The sequence below is a fragment of the Gluconobacter sp. P5E10 genome (genome assembly GCF_018812145.1).
Taxonomy (GTDB): Bacteria; Pseudomonadota; Alphaproteobacteria; order Acetobacterales; family Acetobacteraceae; genus Gluconobacter; species Gluconobacter cerinus.
This window is the reverse complement of sequence record NZ_JACRVZ010000001.1, coordinates 763,492-786,010: the sequence shown is the minus strand read 5'-3', so window position 1 is coordinate 786,010 and position 22,519 is coordinate 763,492. Positions and strand designations below refer to the sequence as shown.

The following is a 22,519-nucleotide window of genomic DNA, read 5'->3' as shown; positions in this document are numbered from 1 at the left end:
ATGTTCAGGCCGGGCTACTGGTCAGGCGATCTGGAGAAATGGGGCTCATCGCGCGGGCAGAGACAACGGCCTCACGGAACGTTCCTTCCAAAGACAACTTGAAGGCCACATTCGTATTTCCATAAGCCCGGGTCGTGAGACAGACACCGGAAGAGGTGAAAATTTCCACGACCGAACCATCTACGAAAATATCCAGCATATTGCGGGCGGCCAATGGCAAGGGTGCGGAATCTCCATTGGCCATCAATTCTTTTCCGGGCCGGTATGGATCGTAATCGAGTTCCAGAAATGGCCCCTCCCCTCCAAATATCAGGCGCCCGGCCTCGGTTCCGATAAAGGTCAGACGAATTCGGCCATTCGGTCCATCGGGAGCGGCCCAGGATGAGGGCGTGAGTCGGCGGAAATGCGGGCCTTCCAACGCTGCCAGATTGGGATGGGGTGCAAGACGCAGAGCCGCATCCCCGTCAGCCGTAAGAACCCGCGGTAAAGACATGACACCACTCCAGCCCGCTTCCATGGCCCCATGACTGCGCTCAGGCTTTTCAGGCACCCAACCCCAGAGAACGCGCCGTCCGTGCTCATCTAACATGGTCCGTCCGGCATAGAACGAGCCATATCCAAGCGGCTGAATAATGCGCGGATGAAATGCGCCTTCGCTGTAAATGCCTGAGGCATAATAAACAGTACTGCCCAGCGAGTAGATCAGAACCCAAGTGTCACCGAGCACAAAAAAATCCGGGCATTCCATGGCATCGTCGTAAGAGCCAGCCTGATGCGTGGGGCCATAGAAAACAGTGCGATAGGTCCAGTCTTTCAGATTTTCGCTATCGTATTTCAGAATGACGCCACCCGGACCAAACTCGGATTGCCGAACGCTGGCGCCGAGCAGCATGTGCCATCTCTCGTGATCCTTCCAGACGAGCGGGTCGCGAAATCCATCAACATGCAATCCCGGCGGAGGCTCAGACAGAACCGGGACGGGGTTCTGCTTCCATTGCATCATCTGAAGATCAGATGTCGCCGTGCACTGCACGGATGGCTCAATCCCCGTGTAAAAAGCGATCGCCTGATCTTCAACGATCACAACGCAACCACTGAAAACTCCAAGGGCATCTGGCCCCCCGGGGACAGGGCTCATCGCAACGGGTTCGTGATGCCAGTGAACGAGATCAGAGCTGGTCGCGTGGCCCCAGTGAATGTTTCCAAACGCAGCCTTGTCCGGACCCCACTGATAGAACATGTGATAACGACCATTGACCCAGACCGGGCCGCAGGGATCGTTCATCCACCCATAAGGGGCAATCAGATGATATTGAGGGCGCAACCGATCTGCAGCCATAGCGGCGGCTGACGGGAGACGATAAGGCCGCGCCTGACTCCTGTGCGTCAGCCTCAGAGCGAGCAAGGCCACTCCAGACCCAAGAACCATTCGTCTGGATGTAGGCCTCATCTTCTCTCCTTCTCGTTCCGATTTCGTTACTATCGAATGAGAGGGGCGGCTCTGGCAATGACGGAAAAAGTTTTTCCTTGATCAGCGAATGGCTGCTGCAGGCGCACTCACGGCAGAGACCGTGATGGAGGCTTTCTCCACATGGCCAGTCTGCTGCACACTTCGGCTTGAGAGTTCCTGCTGTCGTAAAGCGGCAGCGGTGTTCATGTCACCCTGTGCTTCAGCAGCCTGAGCCGCGACAAGCAGAGCACGCCGCATTCCCTCATAGTCCTGCGCATCCCGTCTCTTCTGTGTCAGGGACATGGCCTGTTCCAGCGCAAGTGCTGGCGCATGATTCAGGAGTGCCAGACGGGCCGCCAGATCCTGATGATCCAGCATAGCAGTAGGCTCTTTTGAGGGAGCCAATAATGCTTCCATGCGGGTCAACTGCGCTGTATCACCCTGATCCGAAGCCCCCAAACCAGCCAGATAAGCCGCACGATTGCGAATACCCACATCAGGCGACTGAAGCGCCACGCGCGCGGACGCCTCAGAACCCGTCAGATCATGCTGCCGATAGAGCGCTGCACTTCTGACAAGCTCCAGATCACTGGTCTGACTGTACTGACGCAGCCTCAGGGCTTTTCCGGTGCGATCGAGCGCTGTCAAAGCATCGGCAGGCTTGTTTTCTTCCAGCAGGGCCGTCGCAAGATTGAAGCCCGCATCATGGATCTGGGCAGCATCATCCCGGATAAGGGCACGGTCCATCGCCGCACGGTACTGACTTTCGGACTGGTCCGGATGTCCAAGCTCAAAAGTGCTCCGCCCGGTGTCCATGGCGTTTTCATAAGCCTGGTCCGGATCAGGGCCCTTCGTCACAGACGAGCAACTTGCCATGGCAAGACACAGCAGAATCATACGCTTCATGGACGGACAGCCTCCGCTGGCAGACGATGACTCGGAGCTTTCTGCGCTGTACCACCCAGCAGCCATAGGCCCCTGAGCTGATCTGTCAGCTTGCGGAGGCTATTGGCACTCGCTTCCGCCTGCGTGATGAGCGCAGGAAGCTGGGCCGTTGCGGCGCTGGTATGGTTAATCGTTTCCTGCACCTGCGGCATGCTCTTGCGAAGAGTATCCGTGGCCGATTTGGCATTATCCATCGTGCCATCAGCTTTCGTCATGACACCCCCAAGCTGCTTTTCAATCGGCTGAAGGCGGGCAATAACTTCTGTAAGATTTTCCAGCGCCTGATTGGCTTTCTGAAGGGTATCATCCTTCGAGAGAAGGCCGCCAACCGTGCCCTTGCCAGCCCGCATGTCCGTCAGCATGTCGTTGACCTGCCTGGTAATGGCCTGAACGCTATCCATTGCAGGGACGAGTTTGTTTCTCAGGTCCGTAACCGTCTGGGTAATCACGTCTGCCGGGTTTGCTTCTACCGTTGCGTTCAGCACGGCATAGCCCCAGTCCATGTCTTCCCCACGTCCACGGCCTAACTCGATATAGCTGGCACCGGCCACCACGAAACGATGCCGGATCACCGCAGCACTATCCTGACGGATGAAGGGCACAAACTGTGGCTCGATATAGCCCTCGGCATACATGCGGCCAGTGCTGTTCAAATCCAGATGGCGAATTTCACCGGCATGCACGCCCATGATCTCAATGTCGTCACCAATAGCCAGCCCGGCCACGCCGGTTTCCGGCAGGACAAAGTGGATCTTCTTTTCGGGTGTAAGCCACTGCTTGAGAAAGCCGGCTTCTGCCACAGCCACAGCAAAGAGGACGATGGTCACAAGGACCAGCAATCCCACCCATTCATCCGCATAGCGGTTCTGGAAAAGCGGGCGGGCAGTGTCAGGGCGGCGTACGCGAAACATCAAGACCCTCGCATCGAAAACAGTCCATCATCATACAGTCGGAGGCGAATGGTCGCATCCGCTTCATACGCTCCCCAGCCGCTGTCATTCGGGGCAAGCCAGACAACAGCACAACCCCGGTCACGCGCATCCGTCAGCGCAGACAGAAAGGCGTTCATGAGCGGAGGGTTGGCACTTCCCATCGGGTTTTCCAGCAGAAGAAGTGCAGGCTCCCCCAGAAACGCACGCACGCAGTCCGCGCGGCAACGATCCAGAGGAGACAGTTTGCCCGGAGAAACGACCGGCAGGCCGGGCAGACCAAACTGCATTCCCAGTTGCACGGCCTGTTGCATCAACCGTTCCTCGGGCACCCGAGTATGATGCAGCTGTGGCCAGAGAATGTTCATGTGAGTGCCATACAGGTCGATCCACCCGCCATTGGCCACCATCCGCCCGATCCGCCCCCGCAAGGCCGCAGCCCGGCGTTCATCCAGATCAGACCATTCAAGCCCCATGCAGCGGGCAATCCCATCATCCAAGTCCACTAGCCCGACACACATATCGGCAAAGAGGCTGGCCTGCTGCATATCCCGACATTCAATCAGGGCGCAGTCACCCGGATTCAAACGCAGGTTATAACGGACAGAGGCCAGGCCACTGCCGTCAAAGCGTGGACGAGCATCCAGCAACTCCAGAATAGGATCGAGGATGTTCAGTTCAGCAGGCGGGACTGTCTTTTCGTCGGCCATATCAACCGAGCCAGACGCTGAGGACGACATTAATCGTCATGATGGACAGAATGCCACGCGCAAATCCTCGAGGCATCAGAGACGACAGATCGTCTTCGGTTGTTGCATCCATTCCCGACAGGCACGAGCACACACCCACCGCAAAGCCACTGAAAATGAATTTGGCCGGAATGGCGAAATAGTCGACCGGGTGCATACTGCTCACCACCTGATCCAGAAACGCCCAGACCGGCATGGTGATGACACCTTCAACACGGCACACCGCATAACCGACCAGCAATGCCGTCAAACTGAAGATGATGCCTAGCGTGAACCCACTGATGGTCATGGCGAGACTTCGCGGAAGCAGAAACGCCACGAACGGGTCAATCCCCATGCCCGTCAGAACACGCATCTGACCACCCGTCGTCAGGGTACCCAGTTCCGTCAACATCAGCATCCCGGAACGCCCCAGAAGAATGACGCCAACCAGCACCGGAGCAATCTCCCGCACCATCACGGTGGACAGGATCGAGCCCGTCATCTGGGCCATCCCGGCAAAACCCAGCCAGTAAACGGCCTGTGCCACAATCCCGAACCCTGTCAGAGCGGCCGTCACCAACACACTCAGAAGACCGCCGCCTGTGGCCTGCTGAAGGGAATGCCAGAATTCGATCCGCACAGTCCGGCGCCATGACGTCGGTGACAGACCAACACGAATAACGCCCCAGGAAGCACCAATGACCATCAGGGTGAACCGCATCTGGGTCCGGGTAAAATGCCCCAGAGTGCCCAAGGCATTCTGCACGCGCGGAATACGATCGAAGCGGGTTTTCATCGCCGCCCTGCCAGAATGAAGCTGCGGGTCACGCCGCTGTTTGGCAGATAGAACATGCCCCGGGCTCTGAAGAGGAAATGCTCCCGAAGCTGAAGATAGGCCTGTTCCGAAACCTGAATTGTCCCGGCATCTGGCGCGCTGGCAGCCAGAAGCTCAGCCACATTGATAGCCTCGCCCCACAGATTAAAGACGGACGGCTCCTTGCCGAGCATCGCAGCCATAACAGGCCCAACATCAATGCCCACGCGGAAGACCGGATCAATATCTACGGACGCCAGCAGGGACAGGCAGGCTTCACGGATGGAGACCGCAGCATCTGCCAGACGCAGCACGGCACCTGGATCGGGCTCCTGCGAACATCCGCCAACCAGCACCAGACGGTTACTCACCACCTGAACAGAGAACAGGCCTGTTTCTCGGGCAATGCGTTGAATATCCTCGCTGAGCGACGAGACAACTTTCATGGCACGTTCGGCGCTGTGGCTATCCATTGAATAAGGATCAGCAAAGGAAATCACCATAACCGGCACCTGCGGGTAAATCCCACTTGGCACCACGCCGTCCTGAACACCCGAACCTGGTGGCAGGAGGAAGCCCTCATCGTAACGCGTGTCTTTCAGCTCATGCGACACGCTCGGACGCGCCCCAGCCTGCTGGTCGCCCTGATCCAGAGCCTGAGAAAACCGTAGTGCCACGACAGACGAAACAATCGCGACAATATGCTCCATCGCATCTGCTCTGGAGGGGTCTTCCAAAACAATAACACCAACAGCCTGATGCCCACGCATAACCGGATGAAAGACGAGCGACTTGGCCTCGACGGATCGCATGATGATGCGCTGGAAATTCTGACTGCGCTCATCCTGACGCGCATCTTCAATGAAAAGGGAATGCCCTTCCATCAAAGCATCGAAAAGCTTGCTGTGCTCGCGTTTCGTAATCTCGATGCCCGTACTGTGAACATCCCGCACGGGATCAAAAGCGTCCTCGCACAGCAGACGTTCTCCGTCCGGCAGCAATCGCCAGAGGCTGGCCCGACGGGAGCCGGTCCGCGCTGCCAGAGCTTCGGTCAGGATCGGGACATCATGCGACGCTTCAAACAGATCCGGGGTACTGGCAATTTCATACAAAGAGGCATTTTCCGCGCGCATCTGCTCACGACCAATTTCAAGCCGTTTGCGCAGGCGTTCGATACGCCGCCCCTGTATGATCAGACCAAGCGCCAGCAAAGAGGCCAGCCCGACGACCAGTGCCGAAAACCAGAGGTTCTGACGGCGCGCCGTAACGGCAAAATCCGAGAAGTCGTTTTCTGGCGCATTCAGCAACAGAACCCAGCGCCTGTGCACGAAGGGGAGCGTTGCGGCGATGGTCACGTAATTCTTGTTGCGCGCCGTCACGAGGCCCGGCCCCGGTCCTTTGACCCTGAAAGTATTCAGAGCCCGAATGAAAACAGGCTGCGTCTTCGGATCAAGCTGCATATGGGCGGGATCGAAGGACGGCTCCGCCCCATCCTCGCCCATATTATGCCCGGCGATGATCTGCCCCTTCATGTCCACGATCACAGCTCGACCGCTGCGACCAACCTGAAGCTCGTTAAGAAAAGACGTCAGCCGGTTCAGGGAGATATTGGTAGCAAAAACCGCGTGGTGCCCATCCTTCATCGGGAAGGCAATGGACGCGGTGATGGTAAACTCGCGAGCCGCTAAATATGCGTAAGGGTTGGTCCAGTAGAGCGCTCCGTCTCCCCGTCCAATCCTTTTGATGGCGCCCTGAAACCATGGACGCGCCGTGACATCATATTTGTCAGCCGGATCAAATGCCGTGCCCAGATACGTGCCATTCTGGTCCACGTATGTGTGCCGATAGACCTCATGACCATTCTCGACCTGAAAATGGGTCTGCTCGTAGTCCTTACCGTGCCGTGTCACCATCCAGAACTGGCCCTGGTCACTGGCCAGATAAAAGCTGTCCACCTGCGGCGTATGAGCCAGCATGGAACGGCCATAGAGCATGAACGAGTCTGGTGACGCGTCCGTCAGCGGTGAACCAAACATGTCTGGGGCGATGCTGGCGCTGTCAGATGCGGGAGACAGATAATTCCGGACCTCTTCCGTCACATACTTCTGCTGACTGCGCAGCAGGTCCGAGGAAAGCGCAATCGCGCCCTGACGGGTGGTCCGATAGTTGTGCAGACTGATCGCAATAATGGCGGCAATGACCAGCAGCACACCAACAATAGGCCCAAGAAACTGCAGAACCTTTTGCCGGCTACTGGCTGGGCTACGTGTCGGATCAACAATCTCGGCAGCTGACAAGGGCGTGTTACTCCGGAAGCACGGATAGTCTGATGGTATTTCTGACAGGCTTTGACATGCCAATATCTCCTGCCGATTAATCTACCGCAACCCATACGATACTGAACGAACGCTCGAACCAGCAGGTTTTTTGCCTGCTTCCAATAAACTTTCGTCAATTCTTGCTCTGTACAAAGAGACAGCTTAATCCGTATCGTACAAGTCCTCTTTTATTCGTCTTCAGTCGGCAGCATATCATACTGCCCCGCCTTTCATTCACGCATGCCCCGGTGCCTCCCATGATTGAACTGCTCCCCCACCGCTCTGTTCTGACTTTTTCAGGCGCTGACAGAGCGTCATTCCTGCAAGGGCTGATCACGAACGACGTTCAGTCCCTCTCACCTGGTAACGCTGTCTGGAGCGCCCTTCTGACGCCGCAGGGAAGATGGCTAAGCGAGTTTTTTCTCTTCAGCGATGGCGATCGCATTCTGATGGACTGTCCGTCCGAGCATGCAGAAATGCTGGTCAAAAAGCTGTCACGCTTTCGTTTGCGCGCAGATGTCAAAATTGAACTGACAGCACTGCATGTCATTGTTGGTGCCACTGAGACGATACCACCTGAAGCGCTCTGCTCCGCGCCCGACCCACGCTGCGAGAATGCTGGGTGGCGAGCGATTGTCTCCCAGCCACCTGTCGAAACCCCACAGGGCCATGACTGGCTGGACCGACGCCTCACTCTTGGCCTTCCCGACACGGACGACTTCGAGAGTGAAAAAACGCTCGCGCTGGAAGCCAATCTGGACCTGCTGCACGGCGTGTCATGGAAGAAAGGCTGCTACATGGGGCAGGAGTTAACTGCCCGCACCCACTATCGTGGCCTTCTCCGCCGCCGCATCCTGCCAGTCACGGTGAAAGACGGTACTTTTCCGGAAATAGGCGGCATTCTCACGATGGGTGACAAAGAGGTCGGTGAATTGCGCTCACGTCATGGATCGCACGCTCTGGCCCTCCTCCGGCGTGAAGCGTGGCTGTCGCCAGACCTTGCTTTTGAGGGCAAACCAGTCTCCGTTGTGTGGCCTGATTGGTTCCCTCTGGAGATGCGTTCGTGACCTATACCCCGCCTGCCCCCGCCGTCGTCGATGACATTGTCAGCCAGACGAAGTTCGATGCGAATGGTCTGATTTCCGCCATCGCGCAGGATACGAAAGGCGTCATTCTCATGCTCGCGTGGATGAATGCGGATGCTCTGCGGGAAACGCTTTTGACGGGACGTGTATGTTACTGGTCCAGGAGCCGACAGTCTCTCTGGCGCAAAGGCGAAACGTCAGGCCAGCAGCAGCATCTTATTGAAGCCCGACTGGACTGTGACATGGATGCCGTGCTGATGATTGTGGATCAGACTGGTGTCGCCTGCCACACCGGGCGTCGCAGCTGTTTTTATCATGGCGTCACACCAGACGGGCTGCGCGACACCACACAGCCCGAAATCAGCACCAAAGAACTATACGGTCACTGACTGACGTTAACCGGCACCGCTGCTCCTGGCAGCGGCCAACCCGGCATCATGAACGTTGCCGGGCAATTGTCCTGCACCTGCGGGGACGAAAGATAAGCACCATTCCCCGGGAAGACTGAAAGCTTCTTCGGGTCCAGAGTGAACCAGAACTGCGTCAGGACAACTCGACCCTCGTGGTCAGGCTCACACTGAAACTGAAGCGCTCTTTCCTCCCGAACGCCCGTGAGTTGCACGAACATCGACAGCAGATCGTCTTTCTTTACCTGAAAGCCGCTATGCTGTGCGAGCCACTGTCCATAAGCTGAAGAAGCAAAACGATCCCGCAGGATCATGGATGTGACGAAGAACTTGTCAGCGTCATATCCGAAACAACGCGCATGCTTGGTATATTCATGCACATGCAGCGGGTGCTTGAGGTGTGGCACAACGCTTGCCAGCGCATTCTCAGTGGCAGGCTGAAGCTTTGGCGGCGCGTCGTCATGGTCATAAATATCGCACCCCTTCATCCACCACTGCTGCACTGGCACTGCCTGCGCTTCCAGAGCGTGCGGCTCGGATGCCCAGAGCCCATGTAGCCCGATCAGATGGTTATGCGGTTGCCCTGTGAGGCATCCTCCGCCCGTTGCACAAAAGCCGGGCTGCCAGGTCAGGGCCAGTGTATCGTGGCTGAAATCCGCATGCGTGACAGGGGTCAAAGCTGGCCCAACAGGAGCCTGAGACGAGACACAGCCCCCCAGAACAAGCAGGGCGGCAACTACAAGACGTCTCATGCCTTTAGTCCTTTGGCGTGATGGCTCAGATGATCAGCAATGACGGTCTGGATAAACCAATACGAATGGTCACTGTCGTCATGCCGGCGCATGTCCAGCGCTTGCCCACATTCTTTTGCCGCTTCAACAAGGGCGTCTGGACGGAGGTCAGCGAGATACTGATCCTGAAGCCCCTGATCCACGAGAATTGACGTTGGATGCTTATGCCCGCTCCGCAGCAAAAACGTGGGATCACATTCCTTCCACTTCGCAGGGTCTCCGCCGAAATAGGCATCAAAGGCTTTTCGCCCCCAGAAAATAACGCTGGGATGACAGATGGGCGCGAGGGCTGAAACTGTTTTCCAGAATTCCGGATGGTTTAGGGCCTGATTGAGAGCCCCCATGCCGCCCATGGAATGGCCCAGGATCCCGCGTCGATTTCCATCCAGCGGAAACAGGCTTTCGGTCAGAGCGGGAAGCTCCTTCCGGATGTAGCTTTCCATCCGGTAATGGGCACTCCATGGCTCGTGCGTCGCATCCACGTAGAACCCAGCCCCGGTTCCTAAGTCATATTCATCATCTTCACCGGCTGTTCCGGTGTTCCGCGGAGACGTATCAGGTGCCACAAGCGCAATGCCGTGTTCCGCAGCGAAACGAACGGCATTGGACTTGATGAGAAAAGTCTCGTGCGTACAGGTCAGACCGCCGAGAACATGAACAACCGGAACCTTTTCGCCTGCCAGAGCCTCTTTGGGCAGAAAAATCCCAAAAGTTGCAGGTACGCCCAGTTCAGACGACTGATGCCTCAGAAAACGGACAGACCCGCCACAACAGGCATGCTGCCCAAGCGTCTCAACATCAGTCATGCTCAATACTCCACGACGCTGCGGATGCTCTCGCCGCGCGTCATGAGGTCAAAACCGTGATTGATTTCGGAAAGTTTGAGTTTGTGGGTGATGAGGGAATCAATGTCGATCCGTCCATCCATGTACCAGTCCACAATCTTGGGAACATCCGTGCGGCCTCTCGCCCCACCGAAGGCTGAACCGATCCAGCGGCGACCCGTCACAAGCTGGAATGGGCGCGTGCTGATTTCCTGCCCTGCCCCGGCCACGCCGATCACGCAAGACACACCCCAGCCACGATGAGCACTTTCCAGAGCTTGCCGCATAAGGGTGACATTCCCCACACATTCGAACGTGTAGTCTGCGCCGCCGCCGGTCATCTCAACCAGATGCCCCACCAGATCACCGTTCGGGCCCAGGTCCTTGGGGTTAACGAAGTCCGTCATGCCGAACTCGCGGGCCATCTGCTCCCGGGCCGGATTGACGTCAATACCGATGATGCGTGTCGCCCCGACCATCTTAGCGCCCTGAATGACATTCAGGCCAATCCCGCCAAGCCCAAACACGGCGACAGTCGATCCCGGCTCCACCTTGGCCGTGAACATGACTGCCCCGAGGCCAGTCGTGACACCGCAACCGATGTAGCAGACCTTGTCGAACGGAGCGTCAGGACGAATTTTCGCAAGGGAAATTTCCGGGAGAACCGTAAAATTCGCGAAGGTCGAGCACCCCATATAGTGATGGATGGGCTGACCCTTGTATGAAAACCGGGATGTCCCATCCGGCATGACGCCCTTGCCCTGCGTGGAGCGGATGGACGTACACAGATTGGTCTTGCGAGACAGGCAGGACGGGCACTCACGACATTCCGGAGTGTAAAGCGGTATGACGTGGTCGCCCGGCTTCAGATGTTTGACGCCTGGCCCCACTTCCCAAACGATGCCCGCACCCTCATGCCCGAGAATGGCCGGAAAGAGGCCTTCCGGGTCCTGACCAGAAAGCGTGTACTTGTCCGTGTGACACAGACCAGTCGCCTTGATCTCGACCAGAACTTCACCCGTTTTCGGGCCTTCAAGCTGCACGGTGTCAATTTCAAGAGGCTTTCCGGCCTCAAAGGCAATCGCGGCGATGACATCCATCTGAACTGGCTCCCTGATATATGTGTACAAAGTGTCTCATGAGGGAAACGGGACGCAAGAGCCGCGTTACGCTTTACACTCTTCTCATGCCCTAACACTTGATGCTCGAAAGGTTTCTTTTCCGGTTCGAGTGGCAAAAGAGTGCAAGAGAGTGGACATCTTTTGGTGTTGGCCGGTCACACTTTTCACGGTTAGTTTCACCGGCCATACCGTTTTCAGGCAAGGAGCACAGGCTTGATCGTCAATCGCCAACACGGGCTAGCCATTCTTTTCAGAGAGTCCTTGCCACCTCTTCTGATTCTGGCGCTCTGGGACCTCGTGGTCGTCATTCTCTTCCAGATCTATCATCAGGAGTGGATGGACCAGCCAGCGCTGCCAATTTCTCTCATGGGCTCCGCACTGGCCATTTTCCTGGGCATGCGAAATAACGCGGCCTATGCCCGGTGGTGGGAAGGACGAACCCTCTGGGGCTCCATCACGAACAACTGCCGGTCGTTTGGCCGTGAGGCTGCATCCCTGCTCGGCGGCCGGCCCGATCTGGCCAGATTGATGGCAGCCTACCCGCACGTCCTGCGCGCAGCTCTGCGTGGCGACAAGACGGGCGAGGAAGTAGATCGCCTCCTTCCGTCCGACATCCGTGAAAAAGTCTTCGCCTGCTCCAACACGGCCAACGCCCTGCTTTACGAAATTGGCCTTGGTGTACAGCAGGAAGTGGCTCTCAAGAATATTGACGGCGCCGTTCATGGCACCGTGGACCGCATCCTGTCTGATATCGCCAATGCGCAGGGCGGTCTTGAACGTATCCGCAATACGCCGCTTCCGGTGCAGTATTCGGTCATTCCCGAAATCGCGACGCATCTTTTCTGCATCATTCTGCCGCTTTCTGCCGTGCAGACCCTTGGGTGGATTACGCCGCTTGGTTCCAGTGTCATCGGGCTTCTGTTCCAGATGCTGGATCGCAGTGGCCGTGACCTGCAGGAACCGTTTATTGCCAGCGTTCATGCCCTCCCGATGCACACGATGGCGCGGACAATCGAGCGTGACCTGCTTCAGCCGATTGGAGAGCCTGCTCCTGGCATCATTCAGTCCAAGCACGGCGTTCAGCCCTGATTGGACATGATAGTGCAGGACAGGAGGGGGTTTTTCTGGTATCATCCGTGGCTATGAACACCTTCAAGACCCCCCCGAAGGGCGGCATGACCGACGAAATGGCTCGTGCCGCAGCCAAGTACACCGCTCGTCAAACCGACCCTGAACACGGCACTGACCCGTTCAGCGAAGGTGACTCCATCGTCTATGCCGCCCATGGCGTAGGCCGCGTGGAAAAGATTGGTATGGTCGAAGTGGCCGATACCATGATCGAGATGATCCAGATCTCGTTCCCCGGCAACCAGATGATGCTCCGCATTCCGCTTGCGAAGGCCCGTAAGGCTGGCCTCCGCAAGATCGTGACGCGGGATATCGTGGACAAGGCGATGACGGTCATCAAGGGCAAGCCGCATGTCAGCAAAGGCATGTGGGCCCGCCGTGCTGTCGCCTATCAGGAAAAGATCAACTCCGGTGATCTGATCCAGATTGCGGAAGTTCTTCGTGACCTGCGTCGTAACGTCGACAGCCTTGATGGCAGCTTCTCCGAGCGTAAGCTTTTCGAAGCTGCACAGGAGCGCTTTGTTGCGGAAGTTGCCGTTCTCGAAAATACGGACCCCGCAACGGTCCTCGAGAGCCTGACCAAGACCATGAAGGCCGCCTGAGCCTTCCAGAATTCTGTGATGTTTTCGCGTAATTACGAAAACATCACAGTTTGAAAAGCATCCTTCAGGCCGTTTCCGCGTTGGCGACACGGAAGGCCGCTCCCGGATGCCCTATCCCATCTTTAAATCACTGACGTTCAAGGAGAGGTGAGGACCTATGCCCGCCCCTTACAGCAATCGTTTCGCCGGCAAGAAAGTACTCGTTACGGGTGCGTCCCAAGGTATTGGTGAGGCAACAGCCTTACGCTTTGCAGAAGAAGGCGCTCAGGTTGCGCTGAATGGCCGCAAGGAAGACAAGCTGATTGCTGTCCGCGACAAGCTTCCAAAGGTTTCTGGCGGTGAACACCCGATCGCCACGGGTGACATCTCTAAGGAAGAAGACGTCCGCCGCCTGATGCGCGAAAGCATTGAGGCCATGGGTGGACTGGATGTGCTGGTTTGCAATGCAGGCTACCAGATCCCTTCCCCGTCTGAAGACATCAAGCTGGAAGACTTTGAAGGCGTGATGGCCGTCAATGTGACGGGTGTGATGCTGCCCTGCCGCGAAGCCATCAAGTACTGGCTCGAAAACGGCATTCAGGGCGCGATCATCGTGAACTCCTCTGTGCACCAGATCATCCCGAAGCCTCATTATCTTGGTTATTCCGCCTCCAAGGGCGCCGTGGGCAACATCGTCCGCACGCTGGCTCTGGAATATGCAAGCCGTGGCATCCGCGTAAATGCTGTTGCGCCTGGCGCAATCGTGACGCCGATCAACATGTCCTGGATCAACGATCCAGAGCAGTACAAGAACGTGGCTGACCACATTCCGATGAAGCGCCCGGGTGAAGGACGTGAGATCGCGGATGCCGTCACATTCCTGGCCGCCGAAGACAGCACCTACATCACTGGTCAAACCCTCTTTGTTGATGGCGGCCTGACGTTGTATGGTGACTTTGAAAAGAACTGGTCCTCGTAATTTATGACATCTTCCCTCACTGTTCTCATCATTGAAGATGATTTTCTGATCCGGACCTGTCTTGTGGAGTTTCTGCAAGACAGTGGGATTACAGTGAGGGAAGCCAGTAACTGCGCGGAAGCCATTGCCTGTATTTCCGCTGAACGCAGCCTTGATGCTCTCGTGGCAGATATGTCTCTTCCTGATGGCGACGGCATGAGCCTCAGCCATCAGGCCAGAGAAAAATGGCCTGATCTCCCCGTGATTTACATTAGTGGTCATGGGGACCTTCGGCGGGATGAAGCCTCTGACAATCCGGCTCTGGCCCGCTTTATCTCCAAGCCTTATTCGCTTGCAGCCATTCTGAAAGCACTTCGGGAGATGGCTGAACCTGTTTCAGGATAACACTGTGACGGCTAGCCAAAGTACTTCTACGACAGACGGTGAGGCCCTCACCCGCGCTGAAAACGCCATACAGGCAGGCAATCCGAAACAGGCACTGGACATTCTGCGGCCACTCCCCCCGAGTGACGCCGTTCATCTGGTGAAGGGGCGTGCTTTTTTCCGTTCCGCTCAGTACGCGCAGGCTGCAATAGAGCTTGAATCCGCGAGCAAGCCTTTCGGCGGCCATGCCATCACTGCCCTCATTGAGGAAGCAGCCTCCCTCCGTCGCCGGGCTGATCTGCTCCTGCTTATCAAGGAGTGCCGTCGCCTCTCCCCGCAAGACACACGCCTTCTGGATGCCTACGGCACCATTCTGATGCATACGGGGCGCTTCGATGAAGCAGATGTCGCCTTCCGCGAGAGCCTGCAAAGACGCCCTAACGATAAAAATACCCTTAATCTTCTCGTCATGAACCTGACGGAACAGGGCCGGTTTGACGAAGCGTTGTCCATTATGGATGACCTGCGCCGCCAGCATCCGGAAGATTGGAAGATCGGCTGCAATACCGCTGCAATCCTTAACAACATCGGCAGGCTGGAAGAATCAGCTAACGTCTATCGAGAGACCATTCCGCTCGCTCCATACGAACCAGCCCTGCGACTGAACCATTCCATTGCCATGCTCAAAAGCGGTCGAATGGCGCAAGGATGGACAGAACATGAGTGGCGCTTTGGCGTCCCCGGGCACACCAACCTGCCCAAAGACACCCTCCTGCCCAACATTTCCCCGACTCTCAATCTTCAGTGCAAGTGCGTGCTCGTCACGCAAGAGGAAGGATTGGGTGATACGTTGATGTATCTTCGATACATCCCTGCGCTGGCACGAACAGGTGCAGTTGTGCACATCTGGGGATCTTCAACACTGGCAGATCTGTGCCGTCGCGTTGAAGGGGTAGCCGTTGTTCAGCATGGCGGCGAGGCCCCTGCTTTTGACTATCACTGCCCCTTCATCAGTCTTCCCCGCGCATTCTCGGCCACACCTGACGCCATGGGCGCTCCCGTGCCTTATCTGAGGGCTGACCCTGGCAAGGCGTCTCAGTGGAAGAAATCCCTGAAGGCGGATCGTAACCTGCGTGTTGGTCTGGTCTGGGCCGGTGGCGCACGCCCGGAAAACACTGGCGCGCAGATGGTGGACCGTCAGCGGTCAATGCCTCTTGCGGCGCTGGCACCCCTCGCGAATGTAGAAGGCGTTACGTTCTACTCCCTGCAGAAAGATGACGCAGCGCTTCAACGCCTGGATTTCCCGGCCCCGCTGGTGGACTTCATGCCCCAGTGTCTGGACATGGACGACACAGCTGCCCTGGTGTCCTGCCTTGATCTGATTATCTCCGTGGATACGTCCATGGTTCATCTGGCTGGAGCGTTAGGCAAACCGGTCATCATGATGGACCGTTTCAACAACTGCTGGCGTTGGCTTCACGAGCGCGAAGACAGTCCTTGGTATCCACAGATGCGGATCGTCCGCCAGACCCGTTTCCGGGAATGGTCGGACGTCGTGACCCGCGTGAAGGCCCTTCTGGAAGACGCCGTTCACGCTCAGTAATCAAATCCGTAAGACAGACCCACACTTGAGCCGGGATCGTTCTCGGGCGTGGTAAAGCCTGTCACCTGGCCGCCCGTCCCGACTGTCGTATTGAGCTTCAGCCGCTTGGTCAGATCAATCTGGACTTGAGCCTGCGTACCGGAGCCAGAGGTAGCCTGTTTTGCGCCGACATACACGCCCTTCATGACGTATTTGCCCGCTTCAACGCTGGTCCCACCGTTATCAACGCCACCACCGCCACCGACAGCCAGTCGGTCCAGGCCGAGGGCATTCCGCACCTTTCCAAGTGGATCGAATGATGACCCGCCGGCAAGCTGTGCGACGGCGGCAGCAAGCTCTGCAAGCTGCGTCGTGGAAAGTGAATGGGCATCCGTTCCAAACAGCAGAATGGCCATGACTTCATCGCGAGGCTGAGTTGGTACAGACGAGAAGTCAATTTTCGGCGCACTGGCATAACCCGTGACAAGAAGGCTCGCGAGCGTTCCCTTGGCATTACGGTCCGCGCGGAAATCAAGTGTCGGGTCCAGCTTGTGATTGACGCCGGTTCCATTGAACGCGACGCGACCATGTGTGAAGTTCAGATTAATTCCGGCCAGATTGAAGTTGCCCCGCTTGAGATCGAAACCCCCTGTAATGGACGGGGCACTACTCGTGCCGCGTACATGCAAGCGGCCCTGCATTTCCGCATCCAGGCCATGCCCCTGGACCACAAACTGTCCCGGCGAAATCACATCGATCCCCAGCCCAATAATGAGGCTGCTGGTATTGTCAGGCGCTTTCTGCCCCGGCCGGACTACGTCAAGCTGCGCGACCGATGCTGGCATCGAGTTCGGAATATTGACTGTCACGCTTGGCAGGACAATCTTCCCATCCACATCCACACGCGTTGTGGCCTGACCGTGGATGTGCAGGTCCGTGTTGATGACGGCTGTTACAAGATCACTTGAGACAGGGCGGGCCTTGTCGGAAATAACCTTGATGTCCACCGGTAGACCGGGACGGAAAATTCCAACCGTACCGTCAAGTGCGATCGTTCCCGGCCCCGCGTGAGCCAGAATATGCTCCAGCGTGAGGCTATCGCCCGAAGCGACAACGGCGCCATTGATGTCCGTCAGACGAACGCCCTGTGCATAGTGGTCAAATGAAACGTTCTGGAGCTCTACACGCCCCGTCGCCCGTGGCTGACTGGCCGTGCCAGCAACGCTCAGATTGATGCCAACCTGCCCTTTCGTTGCCATTCCACTCGCACCGAGCACGCCATTGGCAACGGAAAGATCGACATGACCTGTTGTGGCCAGTGCAATCGCTCCTTCTTTGGAAAGAGGCGCTGTTCCTCGAACAGCCAAGGCAACTTTCGGCCCGGCTCCAAGCGTCACATCAACTTTAGCCGTTTTTCCGGCCAGACCGATATTGGCCAGAATCTCAGCTGCTGGCAGTGATGCTGCGGGACCGGTCTGCATTTTCAAGCCATGCGCCGTCAGCGCGACAGCCCCGGTAGGAGCGTCAATCGTTCCCGCCAGATTGGCCTTTGCTGAAATGATACCACTGGCAGCAAGTTCGGGGGCAAAAGGCTTGGCTATGGCAGGCGTCAGTCGGTCAACTGTCGCCGTCAGAGCCAGACGAGGTTTGATGGACCCGGCAATATCAATCGTTGCAGGCGCAACACCCTGCGGAGCCAGTGTCGCCCGCAGATGATCGACCCCCATGATATCTCCGAAAGAGACATTCGCAGGGCCACCCAGCCGGATATACTCTTCCTTGGCCATGGCCGTCAGACGGTCCACGCGCACCGTCTTTTTGGGCAGGTTGAGCAGAACCGCCGCATCCACGTTGGCCGGAGAACCCATGACGTTCTGAAAGGCGCCATTCAGGGTCACAGCCATGGCGGACTGAGGACCTTTGACTGTGGCATGAGCCTTGCCGGTGATGTCCTGAGAGCGAACACCCGTTAGATCCAGTGTCAGATCTGGAGCGGGATCGTCAATCGGGTTGGAAATCGTTCCTTTTAGATTGAGAGCCTGCACACTGGCCTGAGCCATGGCGAGTGCACCGTCCAGTCCCAGCTTGACCTGCGGTGGCGTGCCCTGCGGTTCAGTCGTATGGATGGCCAGCGCCAGATGACCTTTGATGGCCTGCCCAATCAGTCGCTGGAAATCCGAAAGATTTTTTATGCTGACGTCCAGATCGCCCAGCGGCACTTTCGCGCCATTCGGGAGGCGGAGTTTCCCCTGCCCCGTCAGGCTGTTCCAGCTCAATTTGTTCAGATCGAGATGGAAAGCACCGTCATCCGTTTTCTGAACAGCCGTATCCAGCGCCAGCGGGGCATGATCCAGTGTTCCATGTGCCGTAAGGGTACCTTGTGGTCGGCCGGGCAAATGCTGGAAATCAGCATCCAGCGCGACTGGGCCCTTGGCGACATCCTTGGTGCCGAACTCACCCTCGAGCCCTGCTTTGACAGCCAGGTCATCGGTAGGGCCATCGGCCGTTGCCGTCAGGGTCATGCTGCCCAGAAGTGCTGGGCTGGCCTGCCGCAGATCAGGAAGAGCAACCGTTGCTTTGGTTTGCATCGTGTTGCCATGCGCCAAATCAACAACGGCAGACACCAGAAGATGAAGCGCCTGACCGTCCAGACCAAAACTCTTCACCGTCAGAACATTGGCGGGTGACTTGCTAAGCTGAAGCGCCAGATGACCATCCTTGCCAATCAGATGGAGAGCCTGTGGCTGACCGCCCGTAACTGAGATCGTGCCTGAGCTCTCGAGTGTCAGATCATCATGATCGGTCACTGGCATGGCGAAATCAGCCGCAAGGGCCGCGCTACCACTCAGATCCGTACTTCCGATCGCAGCAAGAGGATGCAGATCTGGCAGCGCCAGTGTCACATGGCCTTTGGACGCCGGCTTCACATCAACATTGGCTGCGACGTGCATCAAAGGATGGTCAATCCTGGCGACAACCGGAAGTGTCGCTGCCAGAGGATGAGCCGTCACATCCAGTGTCAGAGGCGCCGAAGCCAGAAGCGTTGGCTGGCTTCCGGGAATCCGCAGGCCATCCAGAGCGGCTTGCAGATGTGCAACGGTATCTTCTGGCTTTGCGGCTTCCGTGCCATCGAACGTCGCGTGCAGATGGCCGATGGATGCGCCACCCGCAGTCAGAGCATCAATATCCAGCAGTCCCTGTCCGGCAGGAGCCTTGAGCGGACCATGTAGATCCGTGTTCAGGGCAATCGCATTCCAGCCAATGCCCGGCTTCAACGTCATCGCAGGGGCATTGGCCTTGACGTGCAGGTTTGCGATGTTGGTGTAGAGATTGATCTGCCCTGTTGAAGATGCCGTGATCGGTCCAGCACTCAGGCCGAAATCAAGGGCCGCCGCCGTGCGAGGGCCTGCAAGGTTCAGATGCATGTCCACAGGATCAAGCTGCGGAAGCTGTCCGAGTGTGGTTGCAAAGCCGTTGACACCTTCCTTGAAGGTAACGGCGAGAGCCAAACGATCTTTCGGCGTCTGGGCTGAAAGCGTAAGTCCCCCGGCCGCATCCAGACGGGCCAGTTGCAGGGCAATGTCCATCTTGGGCAATGTCTGCATCGTCACGCCATTCAGGAATGGCGCGATAGACGCAATATGAGCGTGACCGTTCAGGCTGAATAGCGTTGCCTTGCCCGTGAAATCAGGACCAATTTCGATCCGACTGACTTTCAGGACATCCAGATCAACCTGAATATTCAGCTTTGATGGGCTGGAACTGGCTTGGGTTTCAGTCGTCTCTACCGTTGTGTCAGAAATTGGTTTGCGCAGAAGAGCGAGGCGCTCAGCGCTCAGAACCTTGACGTGCGCATCCATGCCCACAAGGGACAGGGGCGACCAGCGAAGTTCAAAATTATCCAGTTCGAGCCAGACGCCCTTGCTGTCCTTCACTGCTAGCCGGGCAAGCTTCAAATGCTGCGGAAGCGCACCGGACAGACCGAAGATCTGCACCATTCCACCCGTGAGTGGACTGACCTTCTGTTCAATCAAGCGTTGGCCCGGACCGATATTGATCCCGACAAGAACGACAACCAGCGCCAGAACAACCAGCCCGAGAGGAACGCCAATGACGAGAGAGACGATCCAGAGAATAATCCTGCGGGCGCGCATCAGAACGTCTCTCCAAGACCAATATACAGTTCCCATTTATCGCCGTAGGCCGGTCTGTTCATCGGCAGCGCGACATCGACACGAATTGGCCCGATAGGAGTGAAATAGCGCACCCCTCCGCCATAACCCACGCGAAGTGTTCCCTGCCCGGGGCGGGAACCTGTGCCGACCTGTCCGGCGTCCACGAAGCCTGCCAGACCGAGGTTCATGGGCAGTCTCTGCCTGAACTCAACTGTCCCGGCATCCAGTGAGGTGCCACCGATCGCATATTTCGTGTGACCATATTGCGGGCCTACACCCTGATATCGGAAGCCACGCACTGTAGCCGGTCCACCCGCATAGAGCCGTTGATCTGGCGGGATCTGATACGTCGATGCGCCCTGCACAGACCCAACAGTTCCACGAACCGCGATAACGCTCTTGCCCGGCTTCGTCAGGCCGATCTTGGCCAGATCGAAATATGTAGAGACCTGCGCGGACAGTAGTGTGAAGAACGATGTTCCGTTCTCCAGCGACACAGAAGGTGTGGCAGACAGAGAGGCCCGAACGCCATGTGTGGCCGGGTCAATCGGATTTTCCAGCTGAGTGCTATCGTAGGCCGCACTGAGAGGCGCCGATACGATGAAGTAGCTTCGTGTATCGCCGAACTGCTGGATCTGCTCCTGCATGCCCATCAGGCCGCCGGACACATACCAGAACTTGCCGAGACGACGTCCGATGCCACCACGGATGAGGAAGGCGGTCTGATGATAGGAGTACAGAAGCTGACGAATAGCTTCGACACGCAGACTCAGGTTTTGGTTCTTATGCAGGAAGTCCGGTTTGCTGAAGTCCGCGTAGACATCATAGCCCAGCCCCTGCTGCGCTGATCCTCCAAGACCCGTAATAAGAGCTGTGAGCTTGAGCTGCTCTGCATTGCCCAGCAAATTATGGTGCGTCCAGGTTGCACCGGCACGCCCACCGAGATCTGTCGAATAGCCTGCCTGCACCGCAACAGTGCGTCTTTTTGCTTCCTTGAAGCTGAAATTGACCGGCATGGCCTGAAGAACGCCAGGCATAAGCGTCTGGCTTGCGGGAAGTGTGATGATGGGCGGCGCGTTATGCACCTGAACGGAAGAAAACACGCCGACTGCTGCCAGATCCTGACGGGCCGCTTCAATCTTGGAGGGCTGGTAAAGCTGCCCTTCCCGGATCGTCAGACGCCGCCGCAGAAAGGACTGATGCACACGCTTGAGGTCATCCATCCCGATTGGACCGATGACAACCTTCGGCCCTTTCCCGACACGAAAAACGATATCAAGGGTCTCATCATGTGGCTGGAGATAGGCCAGCGGCGTAGAGACATCCGCGACGGCGTAACCCTCTTCCTGCAACTGGGTCAGCAGGTTGCCCTGGGCAGCCAGAACGTCCGAAGCAATCGCAGGCTGGCCCGCCTTGAGCTTAAAGGCCTTCTGTTCATCAGATGTAAGCTCGACCGGTACTCCCTGCCCCGCGGCCTGCCCGGAGGTATCAACCGCCCCCATTTTGTCGGCCGTCTGAGCTTTACTCGAGACGGGGGCCGCACTTCCTTTGGGGGATGGCGCTGTTTTCGGAGCGCCAGAAACGTCAGGTTGAGGCTCTATTTTCGGTGGCGGTGTCGTCAGGATAATTTTCCCAAGGCGGAACTGGTTCCCCTTGGTGACGGAAATCGTGATGGTGACTTTGGCGTCTTTGGGAAGAGTGTTCAGCACGTCCGGCACGGCCGGATCACGTCCGTCTAACTCTCGTGCTCCTGCCTTGATAAGAATTGTAACCGTCCCGGCATAATACCCCTGAGACTGCAGTGCCGTGTCCACACGGTCATAATCTGACCGGATACGGCCAGCGAGGGCATAGGGCCCGACGGCATGCGTATTCTGAAGCGATTGCAGCTGGGAGGACGCATTTACAGCGGCATCAAGATCAGCATTTTTCGTTGGCTGTATCGTGACCTTGTAGGGAACAGCCTGTTCAGCAGTTTCGCCGGCGACAGGCGCCGTATCTGCCTTGGCCCTGGGCGCATGGCAGCAGACTGCCATTGCCCCAATGGCAAGAGAAAGGGAAACAGCAGATGAGCGACCGCGTGACTTCACCGGAGGTCCTGATAATCCGTTTTGAGAAATGATCGACCCCGAAGAGGCCGAACCACGAAAAGCGAACCGATCGGATGTGGCCGCATACCCTTGTGGCAGTACCCCACGACGCACTGTCAAGTCCATGACAGAAAGACCTTTCGAGGCAGGTATACAATGTTCGTAAGACAAACGAGATTGTCTCCAGCGCCTGAAATCCTTATCAC

At 57.2% G+C, this 22,519-nt stretch carries 18 protein-coding genes; 7 read left to right on the top strand and 11 right to left on the bottom strand.

The features are described from left to right. Positions 1-4 precede the first annotated feature (4 nt). From KP707_RS03530 to KP707_RS03505, 6 genes are all read right to left on the bottom strand, one after another. Positions 5-1,450: a glycoside hydrolase family 32 protein gene (locus KP707_RS03530; protein ID WP_211502145.1), complete on the bottom strand. Its 1,446-nt coding sequence runs from the start codon at positions 1,448-1,450 to the stop codon at positions 5-7. An 81-nt stretch (positions 1,451-1,531) separates the two neighbouring features. Continuing rightward, the gene (locus KP707_RS03525; protein WP_211502144.1) at positions 1,532-2,356 is read right to left on the bottom strand and encodes a hypothetical protein; all 825 of its coding nucleotides are present in this window, start codon (positions 2,354-2,356) and stop codon (positions 1,532-1,534) included. After that, the gene (locus tag KP707_RS03520) at positions 2,353-3,306 is read right to left on the bottom strand and encodes an MlaD family protein (RefSeq protein WP_211502242.1); all 954 of its coding nucleotides are present in this window, start codon (positions 3,304-3,306) and stop codon (positions 2,353-2,355) included. The genes KP707_RS03525 and KP707_RS03520 overlap by 4 nt, the downstream gene beginning before the upstream one ends. After that, entirely contained in the window at positions 3,306-4,034 is a 729-nt protein-coding gene (locus tag KP707_RS03515; RefSeq protein WP_064274077.1) for a hypothetical protein, read from the bottom strand. The genes KP707_RS03520 and KP707_RS03515 overlap by 1 nt, the downstream gene beginning before the upstream one ends. Position 4,035: 1 nt before the next feature. Continuing rightward, positions 4,036-4,851, bottom strand: a complete 816-nt coding sequence (locus tag KP707_RS03510) for an ABC transporter permease (RefSeq protein WP_046899556.1) — start codon at positions 4,849-4,851, stop codon at positions 4,036-4,038. After that, a complete protein-coding gene (locus KP707_RS03505) occupies positions 4,848-7,166 on the bottom strand; it encodes an adenylate/guanylate cyclase domain-containing protein (protein WP_215751546.1) in 2,319 nt (772 codons plus the stop codon). The genes KP707_RS03510 and KP707_RS03505 overlap by 4 nt, the downstream gene beginning before the upstream one ends. 278 nt (positions 7,167-7,444) lie before the next feature. Here KP707_RS03505 and KP707_RS03500 point away from each other — a divergent pair, with 278 nt between their 5' ends. Both KP707_RS03500 and hisI read left to right on the top strand, forming a co-directional pair. Further along, positions 7,445-8,254, top strand: a complete 810-nt coding sequence (locus KP707_RS03500) for a folate-binding protein YgfZ (RefSeq protein WP_211506676.1) — start codon at positions 7,445-7,447, stop codon at positions 8,252-8,254. Continuing rightward, complete coding sequence (hisI, locus tag KP707_RS03495; RefSeq protein ID WP_211506677.1) at positions 8,251-8,661, top strand: phosphoribosyl-AMP cyclohydrolase; 411 nt, start codon at positions 8,251-8,253, stop codon at positions 8,659-8,661. Before KP707_RS03500 ends, hisI begins: the two co-directional genes overlap by 4 nt. Here hisI and KP707_RS03490 read toward each other — a convergent pair. The 3 genes from KP707_RS03490 to KP707_RS03480 are packed head-to-tail and all read right to left on the bottom strand — an operon-like array spanning position 8,655 to position 11,394. Then, positions 8,655-9,431, bottom strand: a complete 777-nt coding sequence (locus tag KP707_RS03490) for a ribonuclease T2 family protein (RefSeq protein WP_211506678.1) — start codon at positions 9,429-9,431, stop codon at positions 8,655-8,657. The two genes, hisI and KP707_RS03490, sit on opposite strands and share 7 nt — an antisense overlap. Beyond that, complete coding sequence (gene fghA / locus KP707_RS03485; RefSeq protein WP_215751547.1) at positions 9,428-10,276, bottom strand: S-formylglutathione hydrolase; 849 nt, start codon at positions 10,274-10,276, stop codon at positions 9,428-9,430. The genes KP707_RS03490 and fghA overlap by 4 nt, the downstream gene beginning before the upstream one ends. A 2-nt stretch (positions 10,277-10,278) precedes the next feature. Then, a complete protein-coding gene (locus tag KP707_RS03480) occupies positions 10,279-11,394 on the bottom strand; it encodes an S-(hydroxymethyl)glutathione dehydrogenase/class III alcohol dehydrogenase (RefSeq protein ID WP_211506680.1) in 1,116 nt (371 codons plus the stop codon). A 234-nt stretch (positions 11,395-11,628) separates the two neighbouring features. Between KP707_RS03480 and KP707_RS03475 the strand changes: the two genes are divergently transcribed. The 5 genes from KP707_RS03475 to KP707_RS03455 all read left to right on the top strand — a co-directional run bounded on the left by KP707_RS03475 (position 11,629) and on the right by KP707_RS03455 (position 16,069). Then, positions 11,629-12,504 carry a bestrophin family protein gene (locus tag KP707_RS03475; protein ID WP_064274069.1) on the top strand — a complete coding sequence of 292 codons (876 nt, stop codon included), beginning with the start codon at positions 11,629-11,631 and terminating at the stop codon, positions 12,502-12,504. A gap of 53 nt (positions 12,505-12,557) precedes the next feature. Then, a complete protein-coding gene (locus KP707_RS03470; RefSeq protein WP_046899564.1) occupies positions 12,558-13,145 on the top strand; it encodes a CarD family transcriptional regulator in 588 nt (195 codons plus the stop codon). A 157-nt stretch (positions 13,146-13,302) separates the two neighbouring features. Then, positions 13,303-14,103 (top strand): SDR family NAD(P)-dependent oxidoreductase, encoded by an 801-nt coding sequence (locus KP707_RS03465; RefSeq protein WP_064274068.1) that lies wholly within the window; start codon positions 13,303-13,305, stop codon positions 14,101-14,103. A gap of 3 nt (positions 14,104-14,106) precedes the next feature. Further along, positions 14,107-14,487, top strand: a complete 381-nt coding sequence (locus KP707_RS03460) for a response regulator (RefSeq protein ID WP_099210234.1) — start codon at positions 14,107-14,109, stop codon at positions 14,485-14,487. Between the two features lie 4 nt (positions 14,488-14,491). After that, positions 14,492-16,069, top strand: a complete 1,578-nt coding sequence (locus KP707_RS03455) for a tetratricopeptide repeat protein (protein ID WP_211502138.1) — start codon at positions 14,492-14,494, stop codon at positions 16,067-16,069. Here the strand turns inward: KP707_RS03455 and KP707_RS03450 are convergent. After that, complete coding sequence (locus KP707_RS03450) at positions 16,063-20,202, bottom strand: translocation/assembly module TamB domain-containing protein (protein WP_211502137.1); 4,140 nt, start codon at positions 20,200-20,202, stop codon at positions 16,063-16,065. The two genes, KP707_RS03455 and KP707_RS03450, sit on opposite strands and share 7 nt — an antisense overlap. Further along, positions 20,202-22,313, bottom strand: coding sequence for a BamA/TamA family outer membrane protein (locus tag KP707_RS03445; protein WP_211502136.1), 2,112 nt, complete (start codon positions 22,311-22,313; stop codon positions 20,202-20,204). The genes KP707_RS03450 and KP707_RS03445 overlap by 1 nt, the downstream gene beginning before the upstream one ends. Positions 22,314-22,519 lie beyond the last annotated feature (206 nt).